This window comes from Tsuneonella rigui (assembly GCF_003958625.1).
Taxonomy (GTDB): Bacteria; Pseudomonadota; Alphaproteobacteria; order Sphingomonadales; family Sphingomonadaceae; genus Tsuneonella; species Tsuneonella rigui.
On the sequence record NZ_RSEL01000026.1, the window covers coordinates 52,467 to 78,177 of the forward strand.

Sequence of the window (25,711 nt, forward strand, 5' to 3'; positions counted from 1 at the left end):
ATGACGGCCGCCCCGCGCCGCTGGGCGGCCGACTTGCTCCATTTCTGGTTCCACGAACTCGGCGCAGAGGACTGGTTCGGCGGCTCGGCCGAGGTCGACGCGGCTTCGCAACGTTTCGCGCGCGACCTCGATATGCTCGGCCGCCGTCCGGCGCACGAGTTCCTCGGCGATCCGCTGACCGCCCGCGCCGCAATCCTCCTGTTCGATCAGATCCCGCGCAATGTGTTCCGCAAGGATGCGCGGGCTTTCGCCCACGACGCGCTCGCACGCCGGATTGCCAAGGGGGTGATCGCGTGCGGCTGGCTCGATGGGCTGTCGCGCGACGAGCGCGCGTTCGTCGGGATGCCGCTGATGCACAGCGAAGCCATCGCCGACCAGCGCGCGAGTCTCGCCTTCTTCCGCGGATCGCCGACCAACTTCGCCTTCGCCCGCGCGCACTGGCGGATGATCGCCCGTTTCGGACGGTTTCCCCACCGCAATGCCGTGCTCGGCAGACGGTCCAGCCCGGCCGAGCGCGCGGCCATCGCGGCGGGGAATGCTTGGTAAGGCGTCAGTCGGTCAGCTGACCCCGGATCGCGCCGTTGGGATAGGCGGTGGTGTGGACGTTGACATAGAAGTCCGCTGGGTTCCCCTGCAGGCGATTCTCGGTCCACTCCTTGCCGTCCTTGCAGCCCTGCCAGCGGCCCTCGTTTGACTTCTCGAGCGTGAGCACCGGGGGCCCGTTCACCCCGGCGCGGCCGAAGTGGATATGGGCCGCGGTGATCGGATCGAGACCGCGAAGGTCGTGGATTTCCCAGCACACCTGGCCGAAGCCGTCCGACACCGAGACCTCGGCCTTGCCGTAGCCATCGGGATCGCCGCCGCCGACCTCGTTGGCGCCGGTCAGCACCGCGTTGTAGGTGTCCGAGGTGGCATCGACCGCTTCTTCCTCGAGCGTTGCACAGCCGGCGAGCGTGATCGCTCCCATCAGGCCCGCGAACGCGAGCGCGTGTTTCCTGTTCATGCTACTCTCCTGTTTGCGGCGCCGTGTCCCTCGGCCCGCACGCGAAGATAACAATGGTTAGCGGGGGAAGTTTCCGCCAGGGTCATGGCCGCGCGGCCGGGGGAAGGTGCGCTGGGAGATAAGCGAATGATAAGTCAGCAGGAACCCGTTGGATCGCCGTTTGGCTACCGCTCGCGCGCACTAGAGGTGGTCGAGGGAATCGACCTGTCGGGCAAGCAGGTGGTGGTCACCGGCGGCTATTCGGGAATCGGCACCGAGACCGTCCGCGCGCTAGCCGCTGCTGGCGCGAAGGTCATCGTCGGAGCGCGCCGGACCGGGCAGGCCGAGGACGTGCTGCGCACGGTCGAGGGCGATATCGCGATTTTCCCGCTGGACTTGTCTGATCCCGCATCGATCGACGCCTTCGCCGAGAGCGTGGCCGAGCGGTGGGACCGGATCGATATCCTGGTCAACAACGCCGCAGTGATGGCCAGTCCGCTGACCCGCGATGCCCGTGGATACGAAGGCCAGTTCGCGACAAACCACCTCGGCCATTTCCAGCTCACCGCGCGGCTGTGGCCGCTGTTGAAGGCGGCGAACGGTGCGCGCGTGGTGGTATTGTCGTCGGTCGGGCACCGGTTGAAGGGGCTCGATCTCGAAGACCCGAACTTCGAGCGGCGCGATTACGACAAGTGGCTCGCTTACGGTCAGGCCAAGAGCGCCAACGCGCTGTTCGCGCTACAGCTCGACAAGCTGGGCGAACCGTACGGCGTGCGCGCGTTCGCGGTGCATCCCGGCGGGATCATGACGCCCTTGCAGCGGCACCTCTCGAACGAGGAGCAGGTCGCGATGGGCTGGATCGACGCCGACGGTAACGTCAACGAGCGCTTCAAGACTGAGGAGCAGGGCGCCTCCACCACCGTGTGGGCGGCGACCTCGCCGCAACTGGAGGGCAAGGGCGGTGTTTATCTGGAAAACTGCGAGGTCGCCGAGCCGGCGAGCAAGGATAATCCGATGGGCGGCGTGTTCCCGCATGTGCGCGACGAGGACTTGGCAGAGCGGCTTTGGGACAAGTCGGAGGAGATGACCGGGGTGCGGTTCAGGCCCTGACGGTCGGCGTTCGGTCCGGGTCGAGATCGATCACCAGGTCCGCGGGCTCGTCCTCCAGCGTCCAGCGGGTGATGCGCTCGTAGTGGTCAATGAAGCGCTTGATCGCAGGTGTTTCCATGCCGCCGAACGGCAGTTGACGCTCCTGTTCGGTCCGCCAGCGTAGCACGACATCGAAACTGGGCGCGCGCAGCAGGACGCGCAGCGCGAGCCGTTCGAATAGCGCGGCGTAGTCGCTCGACAGGCGCGCGTTCACCCAACGGCGCCAGCGACCGGCAGGGTCCTCCAAGCGCTCGAGCATGTTGATCGGTTCGGCAAGACAGCCGTCCGCCTGCGGCCGCGCGCCGATGCACCAGCCTTCGAGGATAACGACATCGAACGGACCTACGACCGTGCGCCAGTCTCCATCGAGCCGGTCATCCGTAGCCTTGTCGAAGCGCGGGATCTGCACGTCCTCCCCGCGCAACATGCCGTCCAGCACGGCCGTAAGAAGCGCGACGTCGTGGGTGCCGGGCACGCCGCGCGTTGCGAGGAGCGGGTGGACGGTGGCGGCCAGCCTCGCTCGCTCGGCGCGCGTGAGATAGAAATCGTCGAGCGAAAGCACTGCCGCGCGCAAGCCAGCCGCGGCCAGGCGCGCGACAATCCGTGGCGCCATCGTCGATTTGCCCGAGCCCTGCGCGCCGGCCAGCCCAACCGCGATCGGCCGACCCGTCGCGGCCAGGACCTTTCGGATAGCGGCCGCCACGTGAACGTCTACGGCCGCCCATTCCTTCTCGTGGGCTATCGGTGTCATTGGTCGACCGTCCCCCGCCATTCGTCGACCCGAATAGCGCAAGTGCTTGCAATGCGGAACGAAATGCTCTGGCGGGCTGCCCGCGCACGCTCTAGTGGCGCGCGCGCCGCGGGCCGATCGGCCCGGGCGAGAAATTCTGAGGGGTTCGTAATCACATGCATCGCAGAAACTTTGTCGGCGGGGCCGCCGCTTCGCTCGCGGCTGTCGCCGTGCCCAGTGCGGCCAGCGCGCAGCTTGGCGGGCTCGGAGGCCTCGGCGGCAAGCTCTTGAAGAAATCGCCGCTGGCCAACGTACTGGGCGGCAAGCCCCCGATCACCACCGAGCTGGCCGACGCCAAATGGGGCAATCCGGAGCTGGACAACTTCACCCCGCGCGAAGCCGCGCGCTCGCTGATGACGCTGCAGCGCACGCCCAACGGCGGCTTCGTGTTGCAGCCCGGCTACTACGAGTTCGTCGGCCAGAGCTATTGCCTGAAGGCGGGTACGCATGGTCCGGGCGGCGGTGACGGGTATCTTTACGCGCCGCCGCTGGGCCCGGCGGAGGATGCGGTGATGACGATCGTGCGCGGCTCGGTGAACCGCCCAGAGATCGCGCAGAGCAAGATCCAGCAGCTGTTGTGGGCCATCATCGCCCGCGCCAAGTTCGAGGACCTGACCGGCGACAGCAAAGCGGTTGCCGCGCAGCTCCTCACTCCGCGTCAGCTCGCGGGCCTGAACCGCAGCGCGCTCGATGTGCTGCACGGCAATGCTCTGACCGACGCGCTCGGCGGGGTCCCCGAACCGCTGCGCCAGATCGCCCAAGCGGAAGCGCAGCTCCGCCAGATGCTCACCACGCCGGGCGCGACTTTTGCCGAGATGGAGCGGATCGCGGTGCTCAGCGGCAACGCTCCGCTCGGTGCAGGCAGCCGCGAGACGCCATCGGGCCGGTGGTCGAACCACCCCGACGGGTATCACGTGCGTTACCTGCCGAGCGGATACTCGACCACCGAGGTCAACATCTGGGTGCCGCAGGGCAGCCCGGCGGTGGGCAAGGAATACGACCCCGCGACCCACATCGCGGTCCCCGGCAACACTTCGCGTCAGCGGTTGATCCAGTCAGGCCGCCCGCAGCAGGGGCATTGATGATCGATGGGAGTGGGCTCGGGTGCGCTCACTCCCACTCAATCGTGCCGGGCGGCTTGCTGGTGTAGTCGTAAACCACCCGGTTCACGCCCTTCACCTCATTGACGATGCGGGTCGCCACGCGGCTGAGGAAGGCAGCGTCGAAGGGGTAGATGTCCGCCGTCATGCCGTCGGTGCTGGTCACTGCACGCAGCGCGAGGACGCTGTCGTAAGTGCGGTAGTCGCCCATCACTCCGACGGTGCGCACGGGCAGCAGCACGGCAAAGGCCTGCCAGATGGCATCGTAGAGCCCGGCGTTGCGGATTTCCTCGAGGTAGATCGCGTCGGCTTTGCGCAGGATGTCGCAGCGTTCCTTGGTCACTTCGCCAGGGATGCGGATGGCGAGGCCGGGGCCGGGGAACGGGTGGCGGCCGACGAACACTTCGGGCAGGCCCAGCTCACGACCGAGCTCGCGGACCTCGTCCTTGAACAGTTCGCGCAAGGGCTCGACCAGCGCCATGTTCATCCGCTCGGGCAGGCCGCCGACGTTGTGGTGGCTCTTGATCGTGACGCTCGGCCCGCCGGTGAACGACACCGACTCGATCACGTCCGGATAGAGCGTGCCCTGCGCCAGGAAATCCGCCCCGCCGATCGCCTTCGCCTCGGCTTCGAACAGGTCGATGAAGGCCTTGCCGATGAACTTGCGCTTCTTTTCGGGGTCGGTCTCGCCGGCGAGGCCGGAGAGGAACATCTCTTCCGCGTTCACGTGGACCAGCGGGATGTTGTAGTGATCGCGAAACAGGGTGACGACCTGCTCCGCCTCGTTAAGCCGCATCAGGCCGTGATCGACGAACACGCAGGTAAGCTGCTCGCCGATCGCCTCGTGGATGAGCACCGCGGCGACCGCGCTGTCGACCCCGCCGCTGAGGCCACAGATCACCCGGCCCCTGCCCACCTGCGCGCGGATCTCGGCGATCTTGGTCTTGCGGAACTCGGCCATGTTCCAGTCGCCGGTGAGGCCGCAGACGTGGCGCACGAAATTGGCGATCAGCTTTCCGCCGTCGGGCGTGTGGACGACCTCGGGGTGGAACTGGGTGCCGTAATATTTGCGGCTCTCGTCGGCGATCACCGCGAACGGCGCGCCGTCGCTGGTGGCGACGATTTCGAAGCCCGGCGCGAACTGGGTGACCTTGTCGCCGTGGCTCATCCACACCTGGTGCCGTTCGCCTTCGGACCACAGGCCGTCGAACAGCGCGCAAGGCTTGGTGACGGTCAGGAACGCGCGGCCGAACTCGCCGTCCCATTCGCCCTGGTTACCCGCCTCGACCGTGCCGCCGAGCTGGTGCGTCATGACCTGCTGGCCATAGCAGATGCCGAGGATGGGGAGGCCGCTGTCGAACACGATCTGTGGCGCGCGGGGGCTGCCTTCCTCGGGCACCCCGGCGGGTGAGCCCGACAGGATGATGCCCTTGGGCTGGAGGCGGTGGAACGCTTCCTCGGCGGTCGTGAACGGGGCGATCTCGGAATAGACCCCCGCCTCACGCACGCGGCGCGCGATGAGCTGGGTCACCTGGCTGCCGAAATCGATTATCAGGATCGAGTTTGGCAGGACGGAATCGGGAAGATGCTGCGCGTCCATGCGGGCCGTTAAGCCAGTCCGCCGCGCGCTGTCCAGAAGCGCGATTGTCGCGTCCCCAGTGGCGCGTTACCAGTGCAGCGGGGAGGGGCTCATGCAGCAGCGCGCGGTCCTGTGGTTTCTGTTCGCGGTCGTGCTGGTCGACATGATCGGTTTCGGCATCGTCATGCCGGTGCTGCCGCAACTGATCATGCACTTGGGCGACATGCCGGTCGACAGCGCGGCGGTGTGGGCCGGGTGGCTGGCGGCGGGCTATGCCGCGATGCAATTCGTGTTCGCGCCGATCATCGGCAGCCTGTCGGACCGCTTCGGGCGGCGGCCGGTGCTGCTGGCGTGCCTCGCCGGTTTCGGAATCGACTATCTGGTGCAGGGCCTCGCGCCCAGCCTCGGCTGGCTGGTCGCCGGGCGGGTCGTCGCGGGATTGACGGGCGCAAGCTACTCGGCCGCCTACGCCTACATCGCCGATGTCACCCCGCCCGAGAAGCGCGCCGCCAGCTTCGGGCTGATGGGCATGGCGTTCGGGTTCGGCTTCATCATCGGTCCCGCGCTCGGCGGCCTGCTCGGCGAGATCGGTCCGCGGGTGCCGTTCCTCGCCGCGGCCGGTCTGGCGCTGGTCAACGTCCTGTTCGGGTTCTTCGTGCTCAAGGAGAGCCTCCCGCCGGAGAAGCGCCGGCCGTTCAGCCTCGCGCGCGCCAACGCCTTTTCGGCCTTGCGCGCGCTCGGCAATCAGAGCCGTGCGGTCATCTGGACCATCGGCGCGATCGGCGTGTGGCAGCTCGCGCACATCGTCTATCCCTCGATCTGGTCATACTTCGCGATCGAGGCCTATGGCTGGAGCGCGTGGCAGATCGGGCTATCGCTGGCGGCGGTCGGCGTCGGGAGCGCGCTGGTGCAGGGGGTGCTGCTCGGCCGCGTGGTGGCGCGGATCGGCGAGGTCGGCGCGGTGCTGGTCGGGCTGACAGCGGTGGTACTGGCGACGGCGGCGTTCGCCTTCGCCCGGTCCGACGTCGTGGTTTACGCAGCGATCCTGTTCAATGGGTTGCAAGGGCTGATCTACCCGTCGCTCAATGCGCTCAACAGCCGGGCGGTCGACAAGCCCGCCGCCGACGCAGGCGGAACGGAATCGAGCCAAGGCGAGCTACAGGGCGCGACGCAGGCGGTCGGCTCGGTCGCCCAGATCGTCGGCCCGCCGCTGTACGCCTTTGTCTTCGCCAAGTTTTCCGGACCAAACGCGATCGCGCATTTTCCGGCCATGCCGCTGGTGCTGTCCGCGACGATCGCGGTCCTCGCGGTGTCGCTGTTCCTGGCCGGCATCAGACGGGTGCATCGCTAGTTGCGCCAAACGCAACACGTCGCGCGCTTATCTCATTTGTGCAAAGCTTGGCGAAAGATTATTTCCACCGCTGAAGCCGGACGACGCCAGTCCTCTCCCCCCGAAGCGGCGGGTCCGGCCAGCGCCCGCGATCCCCTCCCGGATCCCGGAAGCGCGCTTCGCCCCCGCTGCAAGGCGGCCCGCGAATAGATACGGAGCGGCGGCTCTCTCTCCCCCTCGGCCGCCGCTCCGTTTTCATTCTCCCTGACGGATTTTTCCATCTTTTCCGCGCGTTCGGCGGCTAGGCGCCTCTGCGAGGGGAGCACGGTCAATGGATACGAATGACGCCGCCGAGCTGATCGCCGAGCTGTGCGAGGACCGCGCGGAGAAAGCTGACGAGGCGCACTTCGCCAATCGCGCCGCGCTGCTGATCGCGGCGATGGCGGCGGTGTTGGCGATCGGTGGTCTCGGCGGCGGCAACGCCACCGACGACATGATGATCGGCAACATCCGCGCGAGCGACACCTGGGCGTTCTACCAGGCCAAGAACATTCGCCAGACCGCTTACGAGATCGAGGCGGCCGAGCTGGAATCGCGGTTAGTCGGCGCCAGCGGTGCGCAGGCCCACGACCTCAACGGCCGGATCGCGAAGTACCGCGCCAAGGTGGCCCGCTACGATGACGAGCCCGATCCGGCGGCGCCTGATGATCCGCTCAAGGGCGAAGGCAAGAAGCAGCTGATGGCGCAAGCCAAGGTGTTCGAGGCCATGCGCGACCGCGCGTCCGAGCAGGACAACAACTTCGATTACGCCGAGGTCGTGTTGCAACTTGCACTGGTGTTAGGGTCGGTCGCGATCCTTGCCGGCAACCGCACCGTGCTGACTGTATCGGCTTTGCTCGGCGCGATCGGCACCGTGCTGACACTCAACGGCTTCTTCCTGCTGTTTCCAATACCGTTTTGACCGTTGCGCCAAACGCAACACGGGTGCGCGTCTTCTCATTTGTGAAAAGCCGCGCGTAATATTATTTCCCTGCGCATCACCGGGGTCGGCCGCTCATCCGGGCAGCCGATTACACGGAGAACCACTCAACAGGGGAAAGCCCATGCGTCTCGCATCGCACATCCTGGCGTTCTTCGCTGCGGCGGCCATCAGCGGCCTCACGCTCGCGACGACCATCGCCTGATCGCCAAGGCCCGGGGTTTCCCTGGGCCTTTTGCGTTGGGGCTCCCTGCCCCGCGCGTTCAGTCGATCGTCAGCTCGGCCGCGGCGCGTTCGCGCAAGTCGGTCTTGAGCAGCTTGCCGATGTGGCTGCGCGGCATCTCGTCAATCGTCAGCAGCGCCGCCAGTCGCTGGGTCTTGCCCAGCTTGCCGTTGGTCTCGGTCAGGATCGACTGCACCGCGGCCTCGGGCGTTCCCGGGATCAGCCGCACGAAGCCGACCGGGGTTTCACCCCACTTGCGGCTGTCCATCCCGACCACAGCGGCCTCCGCCACGCGCGGATCGGTTTCCAACACTGCTTCGAGATCGCTCGGGTAGATGTTGAACCCGCCCGAGATGATCATGTCCTTGGCGCGGCCGACCAGCTCGACGAACCCGTCCTCGTCGATGCGGCCGATGTCGCCCATGCGCTGCCAGGTTTCGCCGCTCTCGGGATCGGTCCAGTAGCCCTCGCGGGTCTTGCCCGGCTGGTTCTTGTAGCCCGACATCATCGTGCCCGAACGGCCGATGAGGTTGCCGGGCGTGCCGGGCGGAACCGGTCGATCCTCGTCGTCGAGGACCTTCAATTCGCTGCCCGGCGCGGGTCGGCCGACGGTGTGCAGCTTGTCGGGGAATTCGTGTGCCTGCAGCAGGCACACCACGCCGCCCTCGGTCATCGAGTAAATCTCGACCAGGCTGCCGGGCATCCGCCGCAACACCTCGCGCTTGAGCTCGGCGGAGAATGGAGCGGAGGTGCAGTATTTTGCAACCAGGCCTGAAAGGTCGAAGTCGTCGAACGACGGCTCGTCCATCAGGCGCTGGTACTGCACCGGCACCAGCATCGTCACGTTGGTCCTGTCAGCCTGCGCGTGCGCGAGCCAGCGCTTGGTGTCGAACTTGCCCATGATCCGCACCGTGCCCCCGGCCAGCAGCGGGGGCAGGAACGCGATCATGGTGGTGTTCGAATAGAGCGGCGTGGAGGCGAGGCTGATCACGTCCTGCCCGGTCGAGCGGAACGCCTGCGCGGTGCCGGTGAACTGGCGCCAGCGCATGAGGTGCGAATGAACGATGCCCTTGGGGATGCCGGTGGTGCCGCTCGAATAGATGATGTTGAACGGGTCGCTCTCGGCCGGATCGAACGGCGCGGCTCGCGTGCCGGCGGGCGCCATCCACCCGTCGAGGTCTTCGTCGAGCACGATCCGCTCGAGATCGGGCATGAACCCGTCGCCGAGCTCGGTCAGCTTAGCGCGGTCGATGAACAGGTGCCGCGCGCCGCTGTCGGCCGCCATGCCGGCAAGCTGCTCGGCGCTGGCGCTGGTAGTGAGCGGCGCCGCGACCCCGCCCGCACGCACCGCCGCCAGGAACACCAGCGCGTAGGGGATGGTCGAAGTGCCGAGGATCGCCACCGACTGCCCGCGTTCGAGCCCGGTTTCGAGCATGCGCGCGGCGATCCGTTCGATGCGGTCGTCGAGCTCGCCCCAGGTGACTTCGCCCTGCTCGTCGCGCAGGGCGACCTTGCCGGGCTGGACCGCCGCCCAATCGGCGAGGACTTGCGGGAACGAACCGAACGGCTCGCCGAGACGGGCGGCAATATCCTCAGGCGTCACTTGCTCGACAGCTCCTTGACCAGGTCGAACAAATAGTCGCGTGCGGTGTAGACCGCCTTGACCTCGACCCGCTCGTTGAGGCCGTGGGTGCCGTTGCCGTCGGGGTCGCCCCAAACGCTCGGCACGCCGTAGGTCGGGATGCCCGCGCCGCCGGTGTAGACGCCGTCGGTCGCGCCGGTGGACATCGACGGGACCACCGGCACGCCCGGATAGTACTTGGCGGCCAGTTTTTCCATCGGCCCGATCAGCGCCGGATCGAGCGGCGGGCTCTTGGCAACCGGCTTGTCGGCCCGGCGATACTCGATGGTGATCTTGGGATCGCCGATCACCTGGGCAAGCTGGTCCCTGATCTCCTCGCGGGTGTGGCCCGGGAACATGCGGCAGTTGACGTTCGCCTCCACCCGCTGCGGCAGCGCATTCAGCGCATGCCCGCCGTCGATCATTGTCGCGACGCAGGTCGTGCGCAGCATCGAGTGGAGCGACTTGTCCTTGTTCACCACAGCCATCGCGGCGCTGTCATTGAGGTCCTTGGTAAGCGCGACCATCGCCTTGCCGGTCTCGTCGAGCCGCAGCGCGCCGGCCTTGGCGAAGAACACCCGGGTGGTGTCGTTGAACTCCGCCGGAAATTCGTGCGCGGAGATTTTGTCGAGCGCGCGGCTCATGTCGTAGATCGCGTTCTCGGGCACCGGCGCGGAACTGTGGCCGCCCGGGTTGGTCGCGGTCAGCTTGAAGTCCTGGTAGACCTTCTCGCCGACCTGGATGGTCTGGACGAGCAGGTGGCCCTTGCCGTCGGTGCGCCCGCCGCCGCCTTCGTTCAGCGCGAACGCGGCGTCGATCAGGTCGCGCTTCTCGCTCGAGAGGTACTCGGCGCCGTTGAACGCGGTGTCGGTCTCCTCGCCGCAAGTGAGCGCCATCTTGATCGTGCGCTTGGGCTGGTAGCCCGCTTGCTTGAGCCGGATCAGGGTGTCGGCCCAGGTCGCGGCCTGGAACTTGTCGTCGAGAATGCCGCGGGCGTAGTAGTACCCGTTCTCCTCGACCAGCTTGAACGGATCGCGCACCCAGTCCTCGCGCTTGGCGGCGACCACGTCGATGTGCGCCAGCAGCAGCATCGGCTTGAGGGTGGTGGAGGTGCCGGGGAGGACCGCGACGAGGCCGCCATCGTCCGGATGCTCCGCGACCGAGAACGGGATAAGCTGCTCGTCAGTGAAGCCGGCCGCCTTCATCCGGGTGGCGATCTGCGCCGCGGCCTGGGTGCAACTGCCGACCCCGACCACGGTGTTGGTCTCGACCAGCTCCTTGTAGAGATCGAAGAACTTCTGCTGGTCGGGCCGCAGCGGACCCTGCGTGCCGGTGGCGACCTGCGCCAGCGCGGAAGTCGAGATCAGGGAAGCCGCGACCGCCCCCAGTACCGCCTTTTTCATCACATTCTCCCCTGCGATTCGCCCGCGACAAAAGCAGGAAACGATTGTGGATGGAAGGGCCCCTTGCGGGTTCCTAAATGGCCCCCTCGTCCCTATATAATCGGCATGGACGAGAAGACCGAAAATACCCCGAACCAGAATGGCTACGGCGCCGACAGCATCAAGGTGCTGAAGGGCCTCGACGCGGTGCGCAAGCGCCCCGGCATGTACATCGGCGATACCGACGACGGATCGGGCCTGCACCACATGGTGTTCGAGGTTTCCGACAACGCGATCGACGAGGCGCTGGCGGGTCACTGCGACCTGGTCCTGATCGAACTCAACCCTGACGGCTCGGTCTCGGTCGAGGACAACGGCCGCGGGATTCCCGTCGATATCCACCGCGAGGAAGGCGTCTCGGCGGCCGAGGTCATCATGACCCAGCTCCACGCGGGCGGTAAGTTCGAGAACACCAGCGACGACAACGCCTACAAGGTGTCGGGCGGCCTCCACGGCGTGGGCGTCTCGGTGGTCAACGCGCTCAGCGAATGGCTCGAGCTGACGATCTGGCGCGACGGCAAGGAGCACTGGATGCGCTTCGAGCACGGCGACGCCGTCGGCCCGCTGATCGTCAAAGGCGAGGGCCGCGAGCGCAATGGCACCCGTGTCACCTTCATGGCCTCGACCGACACTTTCAAGAACGTCACCGAGTACGATTTCGAGAAGCTCGAGCACCGTTACCGCGAACTGGCGTTCCTCAATTCCGGCGTGCGCATCAAGCTGCGCGACCTGCGGCACGAAGAGCCGATCGAGCACGACCTATTTTACGAAGGCGGCATCGCCGCGTTCGTGAAGTATCTCGACCGCAACAAGCAGCCCCTGGTGCCCGAGCCGATCTCGGTCAGCGCCAACAAGGAAGGCATCGGCATCGACGTCGCGCTCGAGTGGAACGATTCTTACTACGAGAACGTGCTGTGCTTCACCAACAACATCCCCCAGCGTGACGGCGGCACCCACCTTGCCGCGTTCCGCGCCGCGCTGACCCGCACGATCAACAGCTACGCCGAGCGCACCGGGCTGCTGAAGAAGGAAAAGGTCGGCCTGACTGGTGAGGACATGCGCGAAGGTCTGACCGCGATCGTCTCGGTCAAGCTGCCCGATCCGAAGTTCTCGTCGCAGACCAAGGACAAGCTGGTCAGCTCCGAGGTGCGCCAGCCGCTCGAATCGCTGATGGGCGAAAAGATGACCGAGTGGCTGGAGGAAAATCCGGCCGACGCGAAGACCATCATCCAGAAGATCGTCGACGCCGCCGCCGCGCGCGAAGCCGCCCGCCGGGCGCGCGAGATGAGCCGCAAGGGTGCGATGTCGGTCGCCTCGCTGCCGGGCAAGCTCTCCGACTGCCGCGAGCGCGATCCGTCGAAGTGCGAACTGTTCCTGGTGGAGGGCGACAGCGCGGGCGGCTCGGCCAAGTCGGGCCGCGACAGCAAGTATCAGGCGATCCTTCCGCTGCGGGGCAAGATCCTCAACGTCGAGCGGGCGCGGTTCGACCGGATCATCAGTTCCAAGGAAGTCGGCACGCTGATCCAGGCGATGGGCACCGGCCTGCGCGACGAGTTCAACCTCGAAAAGCTGCGCTACCACAAGATCGTCATCATGACCGACGCCGACGTGGACGGTGCGCACATCCGCACGCTGCTGCTGACGTTCTTCCACCGGCAGATGCCGGACATCGTCAAGGCGGGGCACCTGTTCATCGCCCAGCCGCCGCTGTTCAAGGTCAGCAAGGGCCGCAGCGAGGTTTACCTCAAGGACCAGGCGGCGCTCGACCGCTACCTGGTCGAGGGCGGCACCGCGGGCCGGGTGCTGGAAACCCAGCAGGGCGCGCGCACCGGCGCCGATCTCGCCGCGCTGGTCGAGTACGCGCTGCGCATCCGCAGCCTGCTCGGCTTCGTGCCGCGCAAGTACGACCCGGCGGTGATCGAGCAGATGGCGCTCGCCGGGGTATTCGATCCGGCGCTCGACGCCGCGGGCCGTATGGCTGCGCTCGAGTTGGCGGCGCGCCGGTTGGGTCAGGGCGATCCGGAGGCCGAGTGGAGCGTCCAGCGCCGTGACGACGGGTCGATCGTGTTCGCCCGCCGTTGGCGGGGGGTAACCGATGCGCATGAGATCGAGGGCAAGTTCCTCGACAGCGCCGAGGCGAGGAAGCTGCACAAGCTGGCCGAGGAGCACGCCGAGGCCTTCGCCACGCCCAGCCGGTTTGCCCGTGCCTCGGCCGAGGCGGAGCCAGAACCCGAGCCGGTTTCGGACGAGCAGGACGACGCACAAGAGGTTCAACCTGGGGTCGAGACGCCGGTCGTGGGCGATGGCGCGATCACCCGGCCGTCGCAGCTGCTCGACGCGGTGCTTGCCGCCGGGCGCAAAGGCCTGTCGATCAGCCGCTACAAGGGCCTCGGCGAAATGAACGCCGAGCAGCTGTGGGAGACCACGCTCGATCCCGAAAACCGCGCGCTGCTGCAGGTGAAGGTCGAGGACGCGGACGTGACCGACGAGATCTTCACCCGCCTGATGGGCGACGTCGTCGAACCGCGGCGCGAGTTCATCCAGGACAATGCGCTCAACGTCGCGAACCTCGACGTTTGATGCGGATCCTCGCCTCGCTAGCGGCGGCGGGTCTGCTGTCGGCGGCTCCGCTCGCGGCGGAGGACGTGCTCGCGCCCTATGACTACGGCATTGCCGGCATCAACGCCTCGTGGCTGCTGGTCGAATGCAGGGACAAGGACCCACTGCGGGTCGCGCGGTGCGATGGGTTCATCCAGGGCGTCGCCGCGGTGATCGAGGCGCGAGAGTTTCACCGCGGCAATGACCGCAAGGTCTGCGTCGCGGTGAATAACCCCGCCGAGCTGCGCTATGCAGTCCTGCACTTCATGGAGCCGACCCGCGATCCGGCGGCCGACGCGGTCGAGAAGGCTCTGACCGAAGCCTACGCCTGCGTGCCTATGCAGGTGACGACGCCGCAGCCCTAGGGGCGGTTTCGGCGGACGCTTCCGCCACCAGTTCCCCGAACAGCGCCTCGTAGTGGATCATCGCCTGGCGCAGCTCTTCGGTGGTCGCCTGGCCTTCGACCGCACGTCCGGCGATATCGTGCCCGGCGCGGTAGTGCCGCGCGACCTCGCCGTGATCGACCGTCAGGCTTTCGTAGCGCGCGTCGAAATCGGCGATCGGATAGCCGCGCGCGCCCATCACCACTCGGATAACCCCGTCCGCCTCGCCGACCGCGGCCGCGGGATCGTCGACGAAGCGTGCCTTGGCCGAGTGCCAGTCGCTCGCGAAGCGCTCCCGTTCATCCGCGGTGAGCGGCTTGAGCTCGAGTTCGGACACCCGCTTCTCGCGCTCGAGCAACGCGGCCTCGGCGTCAGCGCGGCTGCCGTGGCGGTCGAGCGTTCGATCGTATTCCGATTTGCCGAACCGGTCGCGTAGCGCGGAGGTGCGGCGCGAGCGGTAGAGCCACCACAACAGCAGCGCCGCGACCAGCAGCATCGCGAGTATGGCGCCGAGGGCGATCGGGTCGAGCGTCATGGCCGGAGGCTCCTTGGTTCAAACCCTCCCATCGGCATGGGATTCTTCGAACGCCCGCGACTTTGCCCGGTTCCGCCAGCAGCGTGCACTAAATGACGCTTTTTTCCTGTTTTTTCAGGAACCGATCGACGCGCGGCAGAATGGCCTTGAAGCGGTCACGCGGGCGGTGCACTCCGCGCACCCATGATCCGCCAACTCCTCGCGCTGCCGCTCGCCGCCGCGCTCGCCGCCTGTGCCACCGTTCCCAAGGCCCCGGCCGAACCGGTCACGGTCCGCATCGTCGGGCTCAACGATTTTCACGGCAACCTCGAGCCGATCAAGCGGCCGATCCTGCTCGAAGACGGGCAGGTCGGCAAACAGGAGGTCTATGCCGGAGGCGCCGCGTGGTTCGCCACCGCGGTCGAGAAGATTCGCGAGCAGAACCCATACAACATGGCGATCGGCGCGGGCGACCTGATCAGCGCCAGCCCGCTGTCCTCCTCGCTGTTCCTCGACGAGCCGACCGTGGGGGTGATGAACCGCGTCCACCTCGATTTCACCAGCGTCGGCAATCACGAATTCGACCGCGGGTGGCGCGAGCTGAAGCGCCTGCGCGAAGGCGGGTGCGAGAAGTTCACCTTGCGCGAACCGTGCGCTGTCGAGCCGGATTACAAGGGCACAACATACCCTATACTCGCCGCCAACGTGCGCCAGCAGGACGGCACCACGCTGTTTCCCGGCTACGGCATCAAGCGCTTCGGGACCGGCAAGAATGCGGTCGCGGTGGGCGTGATCGGTCTGACCCTCAGGGGCACCGCGCAGATCGTCTCGCCCGGCGGGATCGAGGGCCTGACCTTCGAGGACGAGGCGGAATCGATCAACGCGCTGGTGCCCAAGGTGCTGGCCGAGGGCGCCGACGCGGTGGTGGTGGCGATCCACCAGGGCCTCGTGCCCGAGCCCGGCGACAGTTACACCGGCTGCGGTTCGATGGCGGGCGACTTGCGCGATATCCTCGCCAAGCTCGATCCGCGGATCGACCTCGTCATTTCAGGCCACACGCACAAGTCGTATGTGTGCGACTTCTCCAAGGTCGATCCGACACGGCACTTCACGGTGACCAGCGCGGGCTACGGCGGCACCATGCTGACCGACATTGCGCTCACCATCGACCCGCGTCTGCACGACGTGACCGCGATCGCGGCCAAGAACGTGCCGGTGCAGAGCGTTGGCGACGGGCGGCCGGTCAACGCGGCGTTCGAGGCGCTCCAGCCCAACCCGGAGATCGCGGCTTACGTCGCCAAGTACACCGCGGCGGCGGCCGAGGTATCCAACCGCCCGGTCGGCCGCATCTCCGCCTCGGCCACCAAGAAGAAGCCCGAGAGCACACTGGGCAACCTCGTCGCCGACGCGCAGCTCGCCTCGACCCGCGATGCGGGCGCGGTGATCGCGTTCATGAACCCAGGCGGCATCCGCACCGACCTAGTCGCGCGCGATGGAGGCGTGGTGACCTTCGGCGACATCTACGCGGTGCAGCCGTTCGGCAACACGCTTGTGACGATGACCTACACCGGCGCGCAGCTCCTCCAGATCCTCGAAGAGCAGTTCGCCAACATGAACGACTGGAACATTCTCGCGGTGAGCGAAGGGTTCACCATGACGCTCGACCCATCGAAACCGGCGGGGCAGCGGGTGATCAAGGCGGCGCTGAACGGTCAGCCGATCGATCCGGCGAAGACTTACCGCGTGACGCTCAACAACTTCATCGCAGCGGGCGGGGACCGGTTCGTGACATTCAAGCAGGGGAAGGACCCGCAAGTGGGGCCGCTCGATCTCGATTCGATGGAGGAGTATCTGCGCGGCAAGGAGATGGTGCAGGTGCCGCCGGTGGGGCGGGTAACGATGGTGGGAGGTTAGGAAGGGGCTAAGGCGAGAAGCCCTCGCCTTCCGATCCACCGTCGCCCCGGACTTGATCCGGGGCAGTGCTGCCTTCTCGGACGTCCGAAAGAAGCACCAGGCCCGGATCAGGTCCGGGCCGACGTCGGTTTGTTGGATTGGGCGAGCTAAGCCGCCCGCAGCCCCGTCACACCCTGCGCACCGCCGTTCGCGGCGGACAGCCCGGCGAAGATCGTATCGACGATCCGGCCCAGCTTCTCCTCGCTCAGCCGCTCGTCCATGTACGTCAGCACTTCGGCCAGCGTGTAAGGCAGCACCATCTGGTTGATCAGACTCAGCGCCTGATCGATCGCCAGCCCCTCGAACGCGCCCTCGGCCTGCGCCTGCGCAATCAGCTCGCACAAGTAGTGATCGGCGAGATCGACATAGCCGCGAATGCGCTCGAACTGCGCCGCGCCCAGTTCGCAATACGCCTTGAACGCCGCCGGATTGGCCCGATAGCGCTCGCGGCTCAAACGAAAGCGGCGGGCGAAGAATTCGTACATCTTGCGGTTGGGCGGCAGGTCGCTCGCCAGGACCTCTTCCATGATCGCAATGTGATCGACGAACCAGGTCTCCACGATCGCGTCGAACAGCGCGTCATCGTCGGGGAAGATCGCTTCGAGCCGGGCACGGGGCACACCCGCGAAAATGGCTAACGAGCCCACGCTGATCGCGTCGCCGCGCTCCTCGATCATGCGCTCGGCCACGCCGAGCAGCCGCGTCTTCTCGTCGCCCGGCTGATCCGACCTGAGGTTCATGCGCTATGCTCCCGCCTTCTGCGGCGCATTTAAGCCAGCGGGCGCCCGGTTTGAAGAGGCGCGGCTAACATTTGGTCGCGTTTACATGCGGAACACGCCGAACGCCGGCCGCTCGGCGATGGGCGCTTCGAGCGTGGCGGCGAAGGCGAGGCCGAGCACGTCGCGGGTCTGCGCGGGGTCGATCACCCCGTCGTCCCACAGCCGCGCGGTGGCGTAGTAGGGGTTGCCTTCGTCCTCATACTTCTGGCGAATCGGGGCCTTGAACTCCTCGGCTTGGGTTGCCGTCCAGCTGTCGGCATCGCGGTGGACGGTGGCGAGGACCGAGGCAGCCTGCTCGCCGCCCATCACGCTGATGCGGCTGTTGGGCCAGGAGAACAGGAAGCGCGGGGAATAGGCGCGGCCAGCCATACCATAGTTGCCCGCGCCGAAGCTCCCGCCGATCAGCACGGTGATCTTGGGCACGGTGGCGGTGGCGACCGCGGTGACCAGCTTGGCGCCGTGCTTGGCGATGCCTTCTGCCTCGTACTTCCCGCCGACCATGAAGCCCGAGATGTTCTGCAGGAACAGCAGCGGGATGCGGCGCTGGCAGGCGAGTTCGATGAAGTGCGCGCCCTTCACCGCGCTCTCAGAGAACAGCACGCCGTTGTTGGCGAGGATCGCCACCGGCATGCCCCAGATGTGCGCGAACCCGCACACGAGGGTGCTGCCGTAGAGCGCCTTGAACTCGTGGAACTCGCTGCCGTCGACGATGCGGGCGATGACCTCGTGCACGTCGTAAGGGGCGCGGACATCGTCGGGGATGATCGCGTACAGGTCTTGCGGGTCGAATTTCGGCTCGCGCGGTTCGCGCAGCGTCACGTCGGCCGCCGCGCCGGTATTGGCGCCGAGATGGCTGACGATGTCGCGCACGATCGAGAGCGCGTGCTCGTCGTTCTCGGCGAGGTGATCGACCACGCCCGATTTCTTGGCGTGGAGGTCGCCGCCGCCGAGGTCCTCAGCCGAGATTTCCTCCCCCGTCGCCGCCTTTACCAACGGCGGGCCGGCGAGGAAGATCGTGCCCTGGTTTCGGACGATGACGGTCTCATCGCTCATGGCCGGCACGTAGGCGCCGCCCGCGGTGCACGATCCCATCACGCAGGCGATCTGCGGGATGCCCTTCGCGCTCATCTGCGCCTGGTTGAAGAATATCCGCCCGAAGTGCTCGCGGTCGGGGAAGACTTCCGACTGGTACGGCAGGTTCGCGCCGCCGCTGTCGACGAGGTACACGCACGGCAGGCGGTTTTCGGTCGCGATCTCCTGCGCGCGCAGGTGCTTCTTGACCGTCATCGGGTAGTAACTGCCGCCCTTCACGGTGGGATCGTTGGCGACGATCATCACCTGCCGCCCCGACACGCGGCCGATACCGCAGATCATCGAGGCGCCCGAGACGTCGCCTTCGTACATCCCGTTTGCGGCGAGCTGCCCGATCTCGAGGAACGGTGCGCCGGGATCGAGCAGCCGCTCGACCCGCTCGCGGGGGAGCAGCTTGCCGCGGCTGGTGTGCCTCTCGCGGTGCTTCTCGGGCCCGCCGAGCGCCGCCTCGGCGACCTTGGCGCGCAGCTCCTCGGCGAGCGCCGAGTTGTGCGCGAACCGCGCCTTCGCCTCCGGGCTCTCGCGGTCTAGCTTGCTGCTGAGGACGGGTGCGGTCATCGTATCTCCTTGGCCCAAGCGCCCTAACGGGTGGGAGGCGCGCCGCCAAGTTGGGAGGATGAGCGATGCGGTCGGGATTGTTCGCGGTGCTGGCGCTGCTCTGGGCGCTGCCCGCGCTAGGGCGGGAGCCCGCCTACGCTCCGCCCGCCGCGCCTGAATGCCGCCGGGTGGGCGACGTGCCCTCGCTGCGGATCGACCCGGCGACCGCGGCGCGCATGGCGGAGATCGGGCTCGACCGTGCCGGGGTCTTCGCGCGGATGCAGGAGACCTCGATCCCCGAGACGATGGGCTGCTGGGCGATGCCGGTCGGCAATTTCGACAGCCAGCTGATCTCGGTCGGGATGGCGCAGTGGAACTACGGCACCGGCAGCCTGCAGCCGGTGCTGAAAGAATGGCGCGATTCGTTGGGTTCGCGCCGCAAGGCCAAGCGCGAACTAGCGCGGCTGGCCCCCACTTACGGCAAGCTGCTGCTGTCGAAGGACTGCCTCGCGGTGCCGGCCACCGCGAAGTGCCGCGCCGGCATCCTCGCCGCGCATGGGCCCGACGGGAAGCTCAACCCGGTGATCATGGGCGAGCTCACCGCGTTGTTCGAAAGCGATGCGATGCTGCAGGTGCAGCTCGATCACTACCTCGCGCTGCTCGACCTCGTGCGCGGCGACCTCCAGCGGGTGTTCCCCTACGGCCCGATCACTTCGCGCAAGGTGCGGTGGGCGATCGACACCCGTGTCCAACAAGGCGGCCTGCCGCCGAGCGAGGACATCGCCCGGCTACGCAGCAAGCTCGTCGCCATGCCGCCCGCCGAGCGCTGGCCGCGCCTGCGCGCGATCTTCGACTGGTACAACGCGCTGGGGCAGACGATCGACCAGGACGGCATCGGCCGCGACTTCGCGTGGAACTACGCCCAGTGGAACTGCCTGATCGATGCGGGTCGGATCGACGATGAGCAGTACGAGCTCCTCGCCATCACCTTCCTGCGCAGCCGCACCGCCACCGGAAACTCGGGCCGCTGGCAGGCGCTGACATTCTCGCGCCGGGCGAAGATCATCCTCGGCGTCGGCAGCGTCAGCGGGGTGCGGGATGGGAGCTGTAGCTAGCCCGCCGCCCCGATCAGCTCGCGCCCGATCAGCATCCGCCGGATTTCGTTCGTTCCCGCGCCGATGTCGAGCAGCTTGGCGTCGCGCAGGTAGCGTTCGACCGGCCAGTCCTTGGTGTAGCCCGCGCCGCCCAGCGCCTGGACCGCCTCGCCGGCGACGCGGAAGGCGTTTTCGCTCGCCAGCAGGATCGCGCCGGCGGCGTCGAAGCGGGTGGTCTGGCCGGCGTCGCAGCTTTTGGCGACCGCGTAAGTGTAGGCGCGCGCCGATTGCAGCGCGACGTACATGTCGGCGACCTTGGCCTGGATCAGCTGGAACGCGCCGATGGGCTTGCCGAACTGCTTGCGCTCGCGGACGTAGGGGATGACCGTGTCGAGGCACGCCTGCATGATCCCGAGCTGCAGCCCGGCGAGCACCACGCGCTCGTAATCCAATCCACTCATCAGCACGCCGACGCCGCCGTTCAAGGGACCCATGACGTTCTCTTCGGGCACTTCGCAGTCGTCGAATACCAACTCGGCGGTGGGCGAGCCGCGCATGCCCATCTTGTCGATCTTCTGGCCGATCGAGAATCCGGGCATGTCCTTCTCGATCAGGAACGCGGTGATCCCGCGGCTGCCCGCATGGCCGTCGGTCTTGGCATAGACCACAAGCGTATCGGCGTAGGTTGCGTTGGTGATCCAGAACTTGGTGCCGTTGAGGACGTAGCCGCCCTGGACTGCATCGGCCTTGAGCTTCATCGAGACGACGTCCGACCCAGCCGAGGCCTCCGACATGGCGAGCGAGCCGACATGCTCGCCGCTGATGAGCTTGGGGAGATACTTGGCCTTCTGCTCGGCGTTGCCCCAGCGGCGAATCTGGTTGACGCACAGGTTCGAGTGCGCGCCGTAGCTGAGCCCGACCGAGGCGCTGGCGCGGCTGATCTCCTCCACCGCGATGACATGCTCGAGGTACCCGAGCCCGAGCCCGCCGTCTTCCTCGCCGACGGTGATCCCGTGCAGGCCCAGCTCACCCATCGCCGGCCACAGCTCTTGCGGAAACCAGTCCTCGCGGTCCGCCTTTTCGGCGAGCGGAGCGACCTGCTCGTCGGCGAAGCGGGCGGTCGCCTCGCGGATCATCTCGGCGCTCTCGCCGAGCTGGAAATCGAAATCGGGGGTGGCGCGCAACGGCTTTCTCCAGGTCTGGCGAGGCGCATAGCCGAGGGCCGCGGGGACAAGCAAACGCTTCGATTTCAGCAATTTGCGCGCAAATTAGTTTCGTCGCGCAAATACTTTGAATTTATAATGTTTTTCTGCTACTTGGCGCGCAGGATCGCAGTTACATGAACCAGGACGGGACTCTTCCACGGGCTACAGCCCCCGTTGCCGCCGTGCCGTGCAGCGAAGACGAGCGCGCGGTCGTGCTCGCCGCCTACGGGGTCGACAGCCTGGAGGACGATCCCGAGCTGGTCTCGGTGGTCAATTTCGCCGCCAAGCTATGCGGCGCCCCGGTCGCGGTCCTGAGCATGGTCGAGGGGGAGCGGCAACGCTTCCTCGCCCGCTTCGGCCTCGATGACCGCGAGACTCCGCGCTCGCAAAGCTTCTGCGCCCACACGATGCTCGAACCCGCGCCGATGATCGTCGCCGATGCGACTGGCGACGCGCGATTCCGGAACAACGAGCTGGTCACCGGCGCGCTCAACATCCGCTTCTATGCCGGCGTCCCGCTCGTCTCGAGCGAGGGCGTTCCGCTCGGCGCGCTGGCGGTGATCGACACGCAGCCGCGCCCTGAGGGGCTGACCGAGCTGCAGCTCGAAGGCCTGCAGGTGCTCGCGGAGTCGGTCATGTGCCGTATGGCCGCGCACCGCCACCAGCTCGCCGCCACCACCCGCGCGAGCGAAAGCGCGCGGGCGATGCGCGAGATCGCCGACATGGTCCCGGGTATCGTCTGGTCGGCCGATCACGAGGGCAAGTTCGACTACTTCAACAGCCGCTGGCGCCACACCACCGGGGCGGACCACCCCGCGACGATGACCGATTGGGGCCCGCACGTGCACGCCGAAGATACCGATCGGACGCGCGACGCGTGGCAATCGAGCATCGCCAACGGAATGCCGTTCGAGTGCGAATATCGCCTCAAGCAGGTTGACGGCACTTGGCGGTGGACCCTGGCACGCGCGCTGCCGGTGGTCGACGGTCAGGGGCAGGTGACGCGCTGGTACGGCACCCTGACCGACATCGACGAAGGCCACCGCCGGTCGGAGAACCGCGACCTCCTCGCGCGCGAGCTGTCGCATCGGATCAAGAACATCTTCGCGGTCGTCGCGGGCCTTATCTCGCTGCGAGCGCGGCGCCGGCCGGAAGCGGCCGACTTCGCGCAGGAACTGATCGACACCATCCGCGCATTGGGTCGCGCGCACGACTTCGTGCGGCCGATGGAGGGCATGAAAGGCGACAGCCTGCTGGGCTTGCTGAAGGAGCTGATGGCGCCCTATGCCGACGCGCCGGGCCGGGTCGAGATTAGCGGGGACGACTGCGTGATCGGCCCGCGCGCCGCCACCCCGCTGGCGCTAACCTTCCACGAGCTCGCGACCAATTCGGCCAAGTATGGCGCGCTGTCCGATGCCGACGGGTCGGTGACGATCACGATCGAATGCGGACACGATGTGCAATCGGCCGCGGTTCGCTGGCGCGAGCGCGGCGGGCCTAATGCGCAACAGCCGGCGGAGGAAGGGTTCGGCTCGCGCTTGCTCAAGAGCTCGATCGAAGGCCAGCTCGGCGGCACGCTCGAGCGGCGCTTCGCCGATGGCGGGCTTGAGGTCGACCTCGTCATCCCGCGCGCTGCGATTCAGAGCTAGCGCGCTAGCCAGCGCTCGCTAGGCTGCGGGCGATGCTGGAATTCATCGAGGTCAGCAAACGGTTCGGGGCGCTGGCTGCCATCGACGCGGTTACGCTCGCCGTGCCGCGTGGGGCATTCGTGGCGTTGGTCGGCGAATCCGGCTCGGGCAAATCGACCCTGCTCAAAACGGCCAACCGGCTGATCAAGCCTGACGCGGGGCGCGTGCTCATCGGCGGCGCGGACGTGCGCGAAGCGGACGCGCCCGAGTTGCGGCGGCGGATCGGCTACGTATTCCAGTCGATCGGGCTGTTCCCGCACATGGATGTTGCCCGCAACATCGGCATCGGTCCGCGGCTCGAAGGCAAGCCGCTGGGTGACGAGCGGATCGCGGAGCTGCTTGCGCTCGTGGGCCTCACGCCCGAGCACGCGCACCGGATGCCCGATGCGCTGTCGGGCGGGCAGCGCCAGCGGGTGGGGGTGGCGCGCGCGCTCGCAGGCGAGCCCGAGCTGCTGCTGATGGACGAGCCGTTCGGCGCGCTCGATCCGGTGACCCGCGATGCACTGGGGCGGCAGGTGCGCGCGCTGCACGACCGGCTTGGGCTGACGACGGTGATGGTGACGCACGACATGGCCGAGGCGCTGCTGCTCGCCGACCGCGTGGTGGTAATGGCGGCGGGGCGGATCGTTGCCGACGAGGAACCGCGCGCTTTGCTCGCGGGCGCGGGCGGCGAGATCGCCCAGGCGCTGGTCGCGGTGCCGCGCGCGCAATCCGAAGCGCTCGCGAAGCTCGGCGGATGAGCGAGACCTGGCAGACGCTGTTGACGCTCGGCGACAAGCTCTCGGCGCACGTGCTGCTGTCGGCCGCCGCGCTCGCGCTCGGCATCGCGGTGGCGCTGCCGCTGGCGGTGTGGGCGGGCAGGTCGCGTAGCGTCGCGCGGGTGACGCTCGGGCTGGCGAGCCTGGTCCAGACCATTCCCGCGCTCGCGCTGTTGGCGCTGTTCTTCCCGATCCTGCTGAGCCTGCGCGCGGTGTTCGGGTCTGGGGTACCAACGCTCGGCTTCCTCCCCGCACTGCTCGCGCTGGCGCTCTATGCGCTGCTGCCGATCCTGCGCAACGCGGTCACCGCGCGTGCCGAGATGGACCCCGGTGTGCTCGAAGCGGCGGACGCGGTCGGTATGACGCCGGCACAGAAGCTGCGGCTGGTCGAGGCGCCGCTTGCCGCGCCGTTCGTGATGGCGGGCATCCGCACCGCCGCGGTGTGGACCATCGGGGCGGCGACCCTATCGACCACCGTCGGGCAACCGAGCCTGGGCGATCCGATCTTCGCCGGGCTGCAGACGCAGAACTGGGCGCTGGTGCTGGCGGGCTGTATCGCTGCTGCAACGCTGGCGCTTGTGACGGATGGACTGCTTGCATTGATCGAACGCGGTCTCGGGACGCGGCGACCGGCGCTGGCGTGGCTCGGGCTCGGGCTGGTCGCGGCCGGACTGTTTGCTGCCGCCTTCGCGGGCCAGCGTGAAAGCCGCGATACGGTCGTGGTCGGGGCCAAGAACTTCTCCGAGCAGTACATCCTCGCCCGGCTGATCGGGCAGCGGCTGGAGCGGGCGGGCTACGCCGTGACCTACCGCGAGGGGCTCGGCTCCGCGGTGATCCACCGCGCACTGACCTCGGGCCAGATCGACGTCTATGTCGACTACTCGGGCACGGTGTGGGCGAACGAGATGAAGCGCACCGACACCCCGGATCGCGCGGCGATGCTGAAGGGCATCGCGGCGTGGGAACAGGGCAATGGGGCGCGGCTATTGGGCTCGCTCGGGTTCGAGAACGCCTACGCCTTCGCGATGAAGAGCGATCGCGCCAAGGCGATGGGCATCGCCAGCCTCGCCGATCTTGCCGCCAAGGGGCGCGACCTGACACTGGGCGGCGACCTCGAATTCTTCCGCCGGCCGGAGTGGCGCCGGGTGGACGCGGCGTATGGCCTCGGCGCTCTGCGGCAGAGGAACTTCGCGCCGACCTTCATGTACGATGCGCTGGCGAGCGGCGAGGCGGAGGCGATCACTGCGTTCAGCTCCGACGGGCGGATCGCCGCAGACAAGCTGGCGGTGCTCGCCGATCCCAAGGGCGCGCTCCCCGCTTACGATGCGATCCTGCTGGTTGCCCCGGCGCGGGCGAACGACGCGCGCCTCGTGAATGCGCTCAAGCCATTGGTCGGGGCTATCCCGGTGGCGGCGATGCAGCAGGCGAACTATCGGGTCGATCGGCCGGACGACAAGCAGTCGCCGGAGGCGGCGGCGCGCTGGCTGGCGCAGCGGATCGGGCGCTAGCTCCCGCGGCGCCAGACCTGGGTTTGGCAGAACGGGCCGATACAGCCCTTCACCTCCAGCCGGTCGCCCGCCAGCCGGCGCAACACCGAGCGGTACGACTTGCCCGACTTGGGGTCGTAGATCGTCCCGCGCCAGACGGCCCCGTCTTCGCTGAAGCCGGTGAGGATCGGCACGCCCAGCAGTTTGCGCGTGCGCAGCCTGGCGTCGGGATTGTGGATGTCGCGCTGGTCCGCGCCGCCGGGCGGGGTGACCAGGAACCGGGCGAGCGTGCCGCACAGGCTCTTGCCGCACGGGGCGATGCGCACGACCCCATCGCGCGCGGCGGTGACCCACGAGCCGGTGATCGGTTCGGCCGCCGCCACTGGGGTGGCGGCAAGCAGGGTCGCCGCGATGGCCAGGTATTTCAT

At 67.5% G+C, this 25,711-nt stretch carries 22 protein-coding genes; 12 read left to right on the plus strand and 10 right to left on the minus strand.

Features of this window, described 5'->3' with window-relative positions; genetic code table 11:
• Entirely contained in the window at positions 1 to 546 is a 546-nt protein-coding gene (locus ELY12_RS11210; protein WP_126176797.1) for a DUF924 family protein, read from the plus strand.
• A 4-nt stretch (positions 547 to 550) separates the two neighbouring features.
• Here ELY12_RS11210 and ELY12_RS11215 read toward each other — a convergent pair whose 3' ends face one another.
• Positions 551 to 1,003 (minus strand): CHRD domain-containing protein, encoded by a 453-nt coding sequence (locus ELY12_RS11215; RefSeq protein ID WP_241229830.1) that lies wholly within the window; start codon positions 1,001 to 1,003, stop codon positions 551 to 553.
• Between the two features lie 126 nt (positions 1,004 to 1,129).
• Here ELY12_RS11215 and ELY12_RS11220 point away from each other — a divergent pair, with 126 nt between their 5' ends.
• Positions 1,130 to 2,092, plus strand: coding sequence for an SDR family NAD(P)-dependent oxidoreductase (locus ELY12_RS11220; protein ID WP_126176798.1), 963 nt, complete (start codon positions 1,130 to 1,132; stop codon positions 2,090 to 2,092).
• Here ELY12_RS11220 and ELY12_RS11225 read toward each other — a convergent pair.
• Positions 2,082 to 2,882: a kinase gene (locus ELY12_RS11225; protein WP_126176799.1), complete on the minus strand. Its 801-nt coding sequence runs from the start codon at positions 2,880 to 2,882 to the stop codon at positions 2,082 to 2,084. The genes ELY12_RS11220 and ELY12_RS11225 overlap by 11 nt on opposite strands.
• Before the next feature lie 155 nt (positions 2,883 to 3,037).
• Between ELY12_RS11225 and ELY12_RS11230 the strand changes: the two genes are divergently transcribed.
• Entirely contained in the window at positions 3,038 to 4,003 is a 966-nt protein-coding gene (locus tag ELY12_RS11230; RefSeq protein ID WP_126176800.1) for a hypothetical protein, read from the plus strand.
• Between the two features lie 28 nt (positions 4,004 to 4,031).
• On the opposite strand, the gene guaA is transcribed toward ELY12_RS11230, so the two are convergent.
• Positions 4,032 to 5,621, minus strand: coding sequence for a glutamine-hydrolyzing GMP synthase (gene guaA / locus ELY12_RS11235; RefSeq protein WP_126176801.1), 1,590 nt, complete (start codon positions 5,619 to 5,621; stop codon positions 4,032 to 4,034).
• A 91-nt stretch (positions 5,622 to 5,712) separates the two neighbouring features.
• Between guaA and ELY12_RS11240 the strand changes: the two genes are divergently transcribed.
• Complete coding sequence (locus ELY12_RS11240) at positions 5,713 to 6,951, plus strand: MFS transporter (RefSeq protein WP_164549489.1); 1,239 nt, start codon at positions 5,713 to 5,715, stop codon at positions 6,949 to 6,951.
• 310 nt (positions 6,952 to 7,261) lie between these two features.
• The gene (locus ELY12_RS11245; RefSeq protein WP_126176803.1) at positions 7,262 to 7,891 is read left to right on the plus strand and encodes a DUF4337 domain-containing protein; all 630 of its coding nucleotides are present in this window, start codon (positions 7,262 to 7,264) and stop codon (positions 7,889 to 7,891) included.
• 281 nt (positions 7,892 to 8,172) lie between these two features.
• On the opposite strand, the gene ELY12_RS11250 is transcribed toward ELY12_RS11245, so the two are convergent.
• Entirely contained in the window at positions 8,173 to 9,735 is a 1,563-nt protein-coding gene (locus ELY12_RS11250; protein WP_241229831.1) for a class I adenylate-forming enzyme family protein, read from the minus strand.
• Entirely contained in the window at positions 9,732 to 11,156 is a 1,425-nt protein-coding gene (locus ELY12_RS11255) for a M20/M25/M40 family metallo-hydrolase (protein WP_126176804.1), read from the minus strand. The genes ELY12_RS11250 and ELY12_RS11255 overlap by 4 nt, the downstream gene beginning before the upstream one ends.
• A gap of 105 nt (positions 11,157 to 11,261) precedes the next feature.
• Between ELY12_RS11255 and gyrB the strand changes: the two genes are divergently transcribed.
• The gene (gene gyrB / locus ELY12_RS11260; protein ID WP_126176805.1) at positions 11,262 to 13,775 is read left to right on the plus strand and encodes a DNA topoisomerase (ATP-hydrolyzing) subunit B; all 2,514 of its coding nucleotides are present in this window, start codon (positions 11,262 to 11,264) and stop codon (positions 13,773 to 13,775) included.
• The gene (locus ELY12_RS11265) at positions 13,775 to 14,158 is read left to right on the plus strand and encodes a Rap1a/Tai family immunity protein (RefSeq protein WP_126176806.1); all 384 of its coding nucleotides are present in this window, start codon (positions 13,775 to 13,777) and stop codon (positions 14,156 to 14,158) included. The genes gyrB and ELY12_RS11265 overlap by 1 nt, the downstream gene beginning before the upstream one ends.
• Here ELY12_RS11265 and ELY12_RS11270 read toward each other — a convergent pair.
• The gene (locus tag ELY12_RS11270) at positions 14,130 to 14,711 is read right to left on the minus strand and encodes a hypothetical protein (protein ID WP_126176807.1); all 582 of its coding nucleotides are present in this window, start codon (positions 14,709 to 14,711) and stop codon (positions 14,130 to 14,132) included. The two genes, ELY12_RS11265 and ELY12_RS11270, sit on opposite strands and share 29 nt — an antisense overlap.
• Before the next feature lie 183 nt (positions 14,712 to 14,894).
• Here ELY12_RS11270 and ELY12_RS11275 point away from each other — a divergent pair, with 183 nt between their 5' ends.
• Positions 14,895 to 16,604, plus strand: coding sequence for a bifunctional metallophosphatase/5'-nucleotidase (locus ELY12_RS11275; RefSeq protein WP_206435817.1), 1,710 nt, complete (start codon positions 14,895 to 14,897; stop codon positions 16,602 to 16,604).
• A gap of 146 nt (positions 16,605 to 16,750) precedes the next feature.
• On the opposite strand, the gene ELY12_RS11280 is transcribed toward ELY12_RS11275, so the two are convergent.
• Both ELY12_RS11280 and ELY12_RS11285 read right to left on the minus strand, forming a co-directional pair.
• A complete protein-coding gene (locus tag ELY12_RS11280; RefSeq protein WP_126176808.1) occupies positions 16,751 to 17,383 on the minus strand; it encodes a TetR/AcrR family transcriptional regulator in 633 nt (210 codons plus the stop codon).
• A gap of 81 nt (positions 17,384 to 17,464) precedes the next feature.
• Positions 17,465 to 19,072, minus strand: a complete 1,608-nt coding sequence (locus ELY12_RS11285) for a carboxyl transferase domain-containing protein (protein ID WP_126176809.1) — start codon at positions 19,070 to 19,072, stop codon at positions 17,465 to 17,467.
• Between the two features lie 65 nt (positions 19,073 to 19,137).
• Between ELY12_RS11285 and ELY12_RS11290 the strand changes: the two genes are divergently transcribed.
• Positions 19,138 to 20,166: a hypothetical protein gene (locus tag ELY12_RS11290; protein ID WP_126176810.1), complete on the plus strand. Its 1,029-nt coding sequence runs from the start codon at positions 19,138 to 19,140 to the stop codon at positions 20,164 to 20,166.
• Here ELY12_RS11290 and ELY12_RS11295 read toward each other — a convergent pair.
• Complete coding sequence (locus ELY12_RS11295) at positions 20,163 to 21,329, minus strand: isovaleryl-CoA dehydrogenase (RefSeq protein ID WP_126176811.1); 1,167 nt, start codon at positions 21,327 to 21,329, stop codon at positions 20,163 to 20,165. The genes ELY12_RS11290 and ELY12_RS11295 overlap by 4 nt on opposite strands.
• 155 nt (positions 21,330 to 21,484) lie before the next feature.
• Between ELY12_RS11295 and ELY12_RS11300 the strand changes: the two genes are divergently transcribed.
• The 3 genes from ELY12_RS11300 to ELY12_RS11310 are packed head-to-tail and all read left to right on the plus strand — an operon-like array spanning position 21,485 to position 25,304.
• The gene (locus ELY12_RS11300; protein ID WP_126176812.1) at positions 21,485 to 22,999 is read left to right on the plus strand and encodes a PAS domain-containing protein; all 1,515 of its coding nucleotides are present in this window, start codon (positions 21,485 to 21,487) and stop codon (positions 22,997 to 22,999) included.
• A 32-nt stretch (positions 23,000 to 23,031) separates the two neighbouring features.
• The gene (locus ELY12_RS11305; RefSeq protein ID WP_126176813.1) at positions 23,032 to 23,778 is read left to right on the plus strand and encodes an ATP-binding cassette domain-containing protein; all 747 of its coding nucleotides are present in this window, start codon (positions 23,032 to 23,034) and stop codon (positions 23,776 to 23,778) included.
• Positions 23,775 to 25,304, plus strand: coding sequence for an ABC transporter permease/substrate-binding protein (locus tag ELY12_RS11310; protein WP_126176814.1), 1,530 nt, complete (start codon positions 23,775 to 23,777; stop codon positions 25,302 to 25,304). Before ELY12_RS11305 ends, ELY12_RS11310 begins: the two co-directional genes overlap by 4 nt.
• Here the strand turns inward: ELY12_RS11310 and ELY12_RS11315 are convergent.
• Positions 25,301 to 25,711 (minus strand): DUF2147 domain-containing protein, encoded by a 411-nt coding sequence (locus ELY12_RS11315; RefSeq protein WP_126176815.1) that lies wholly within the window; start codon positions 25,709 to 25,711, stop codon positions 25,301 to 25,303. The genes ELY12_RS11310 and ELY12_RS11315 overlap by 4 nt on opposite strands.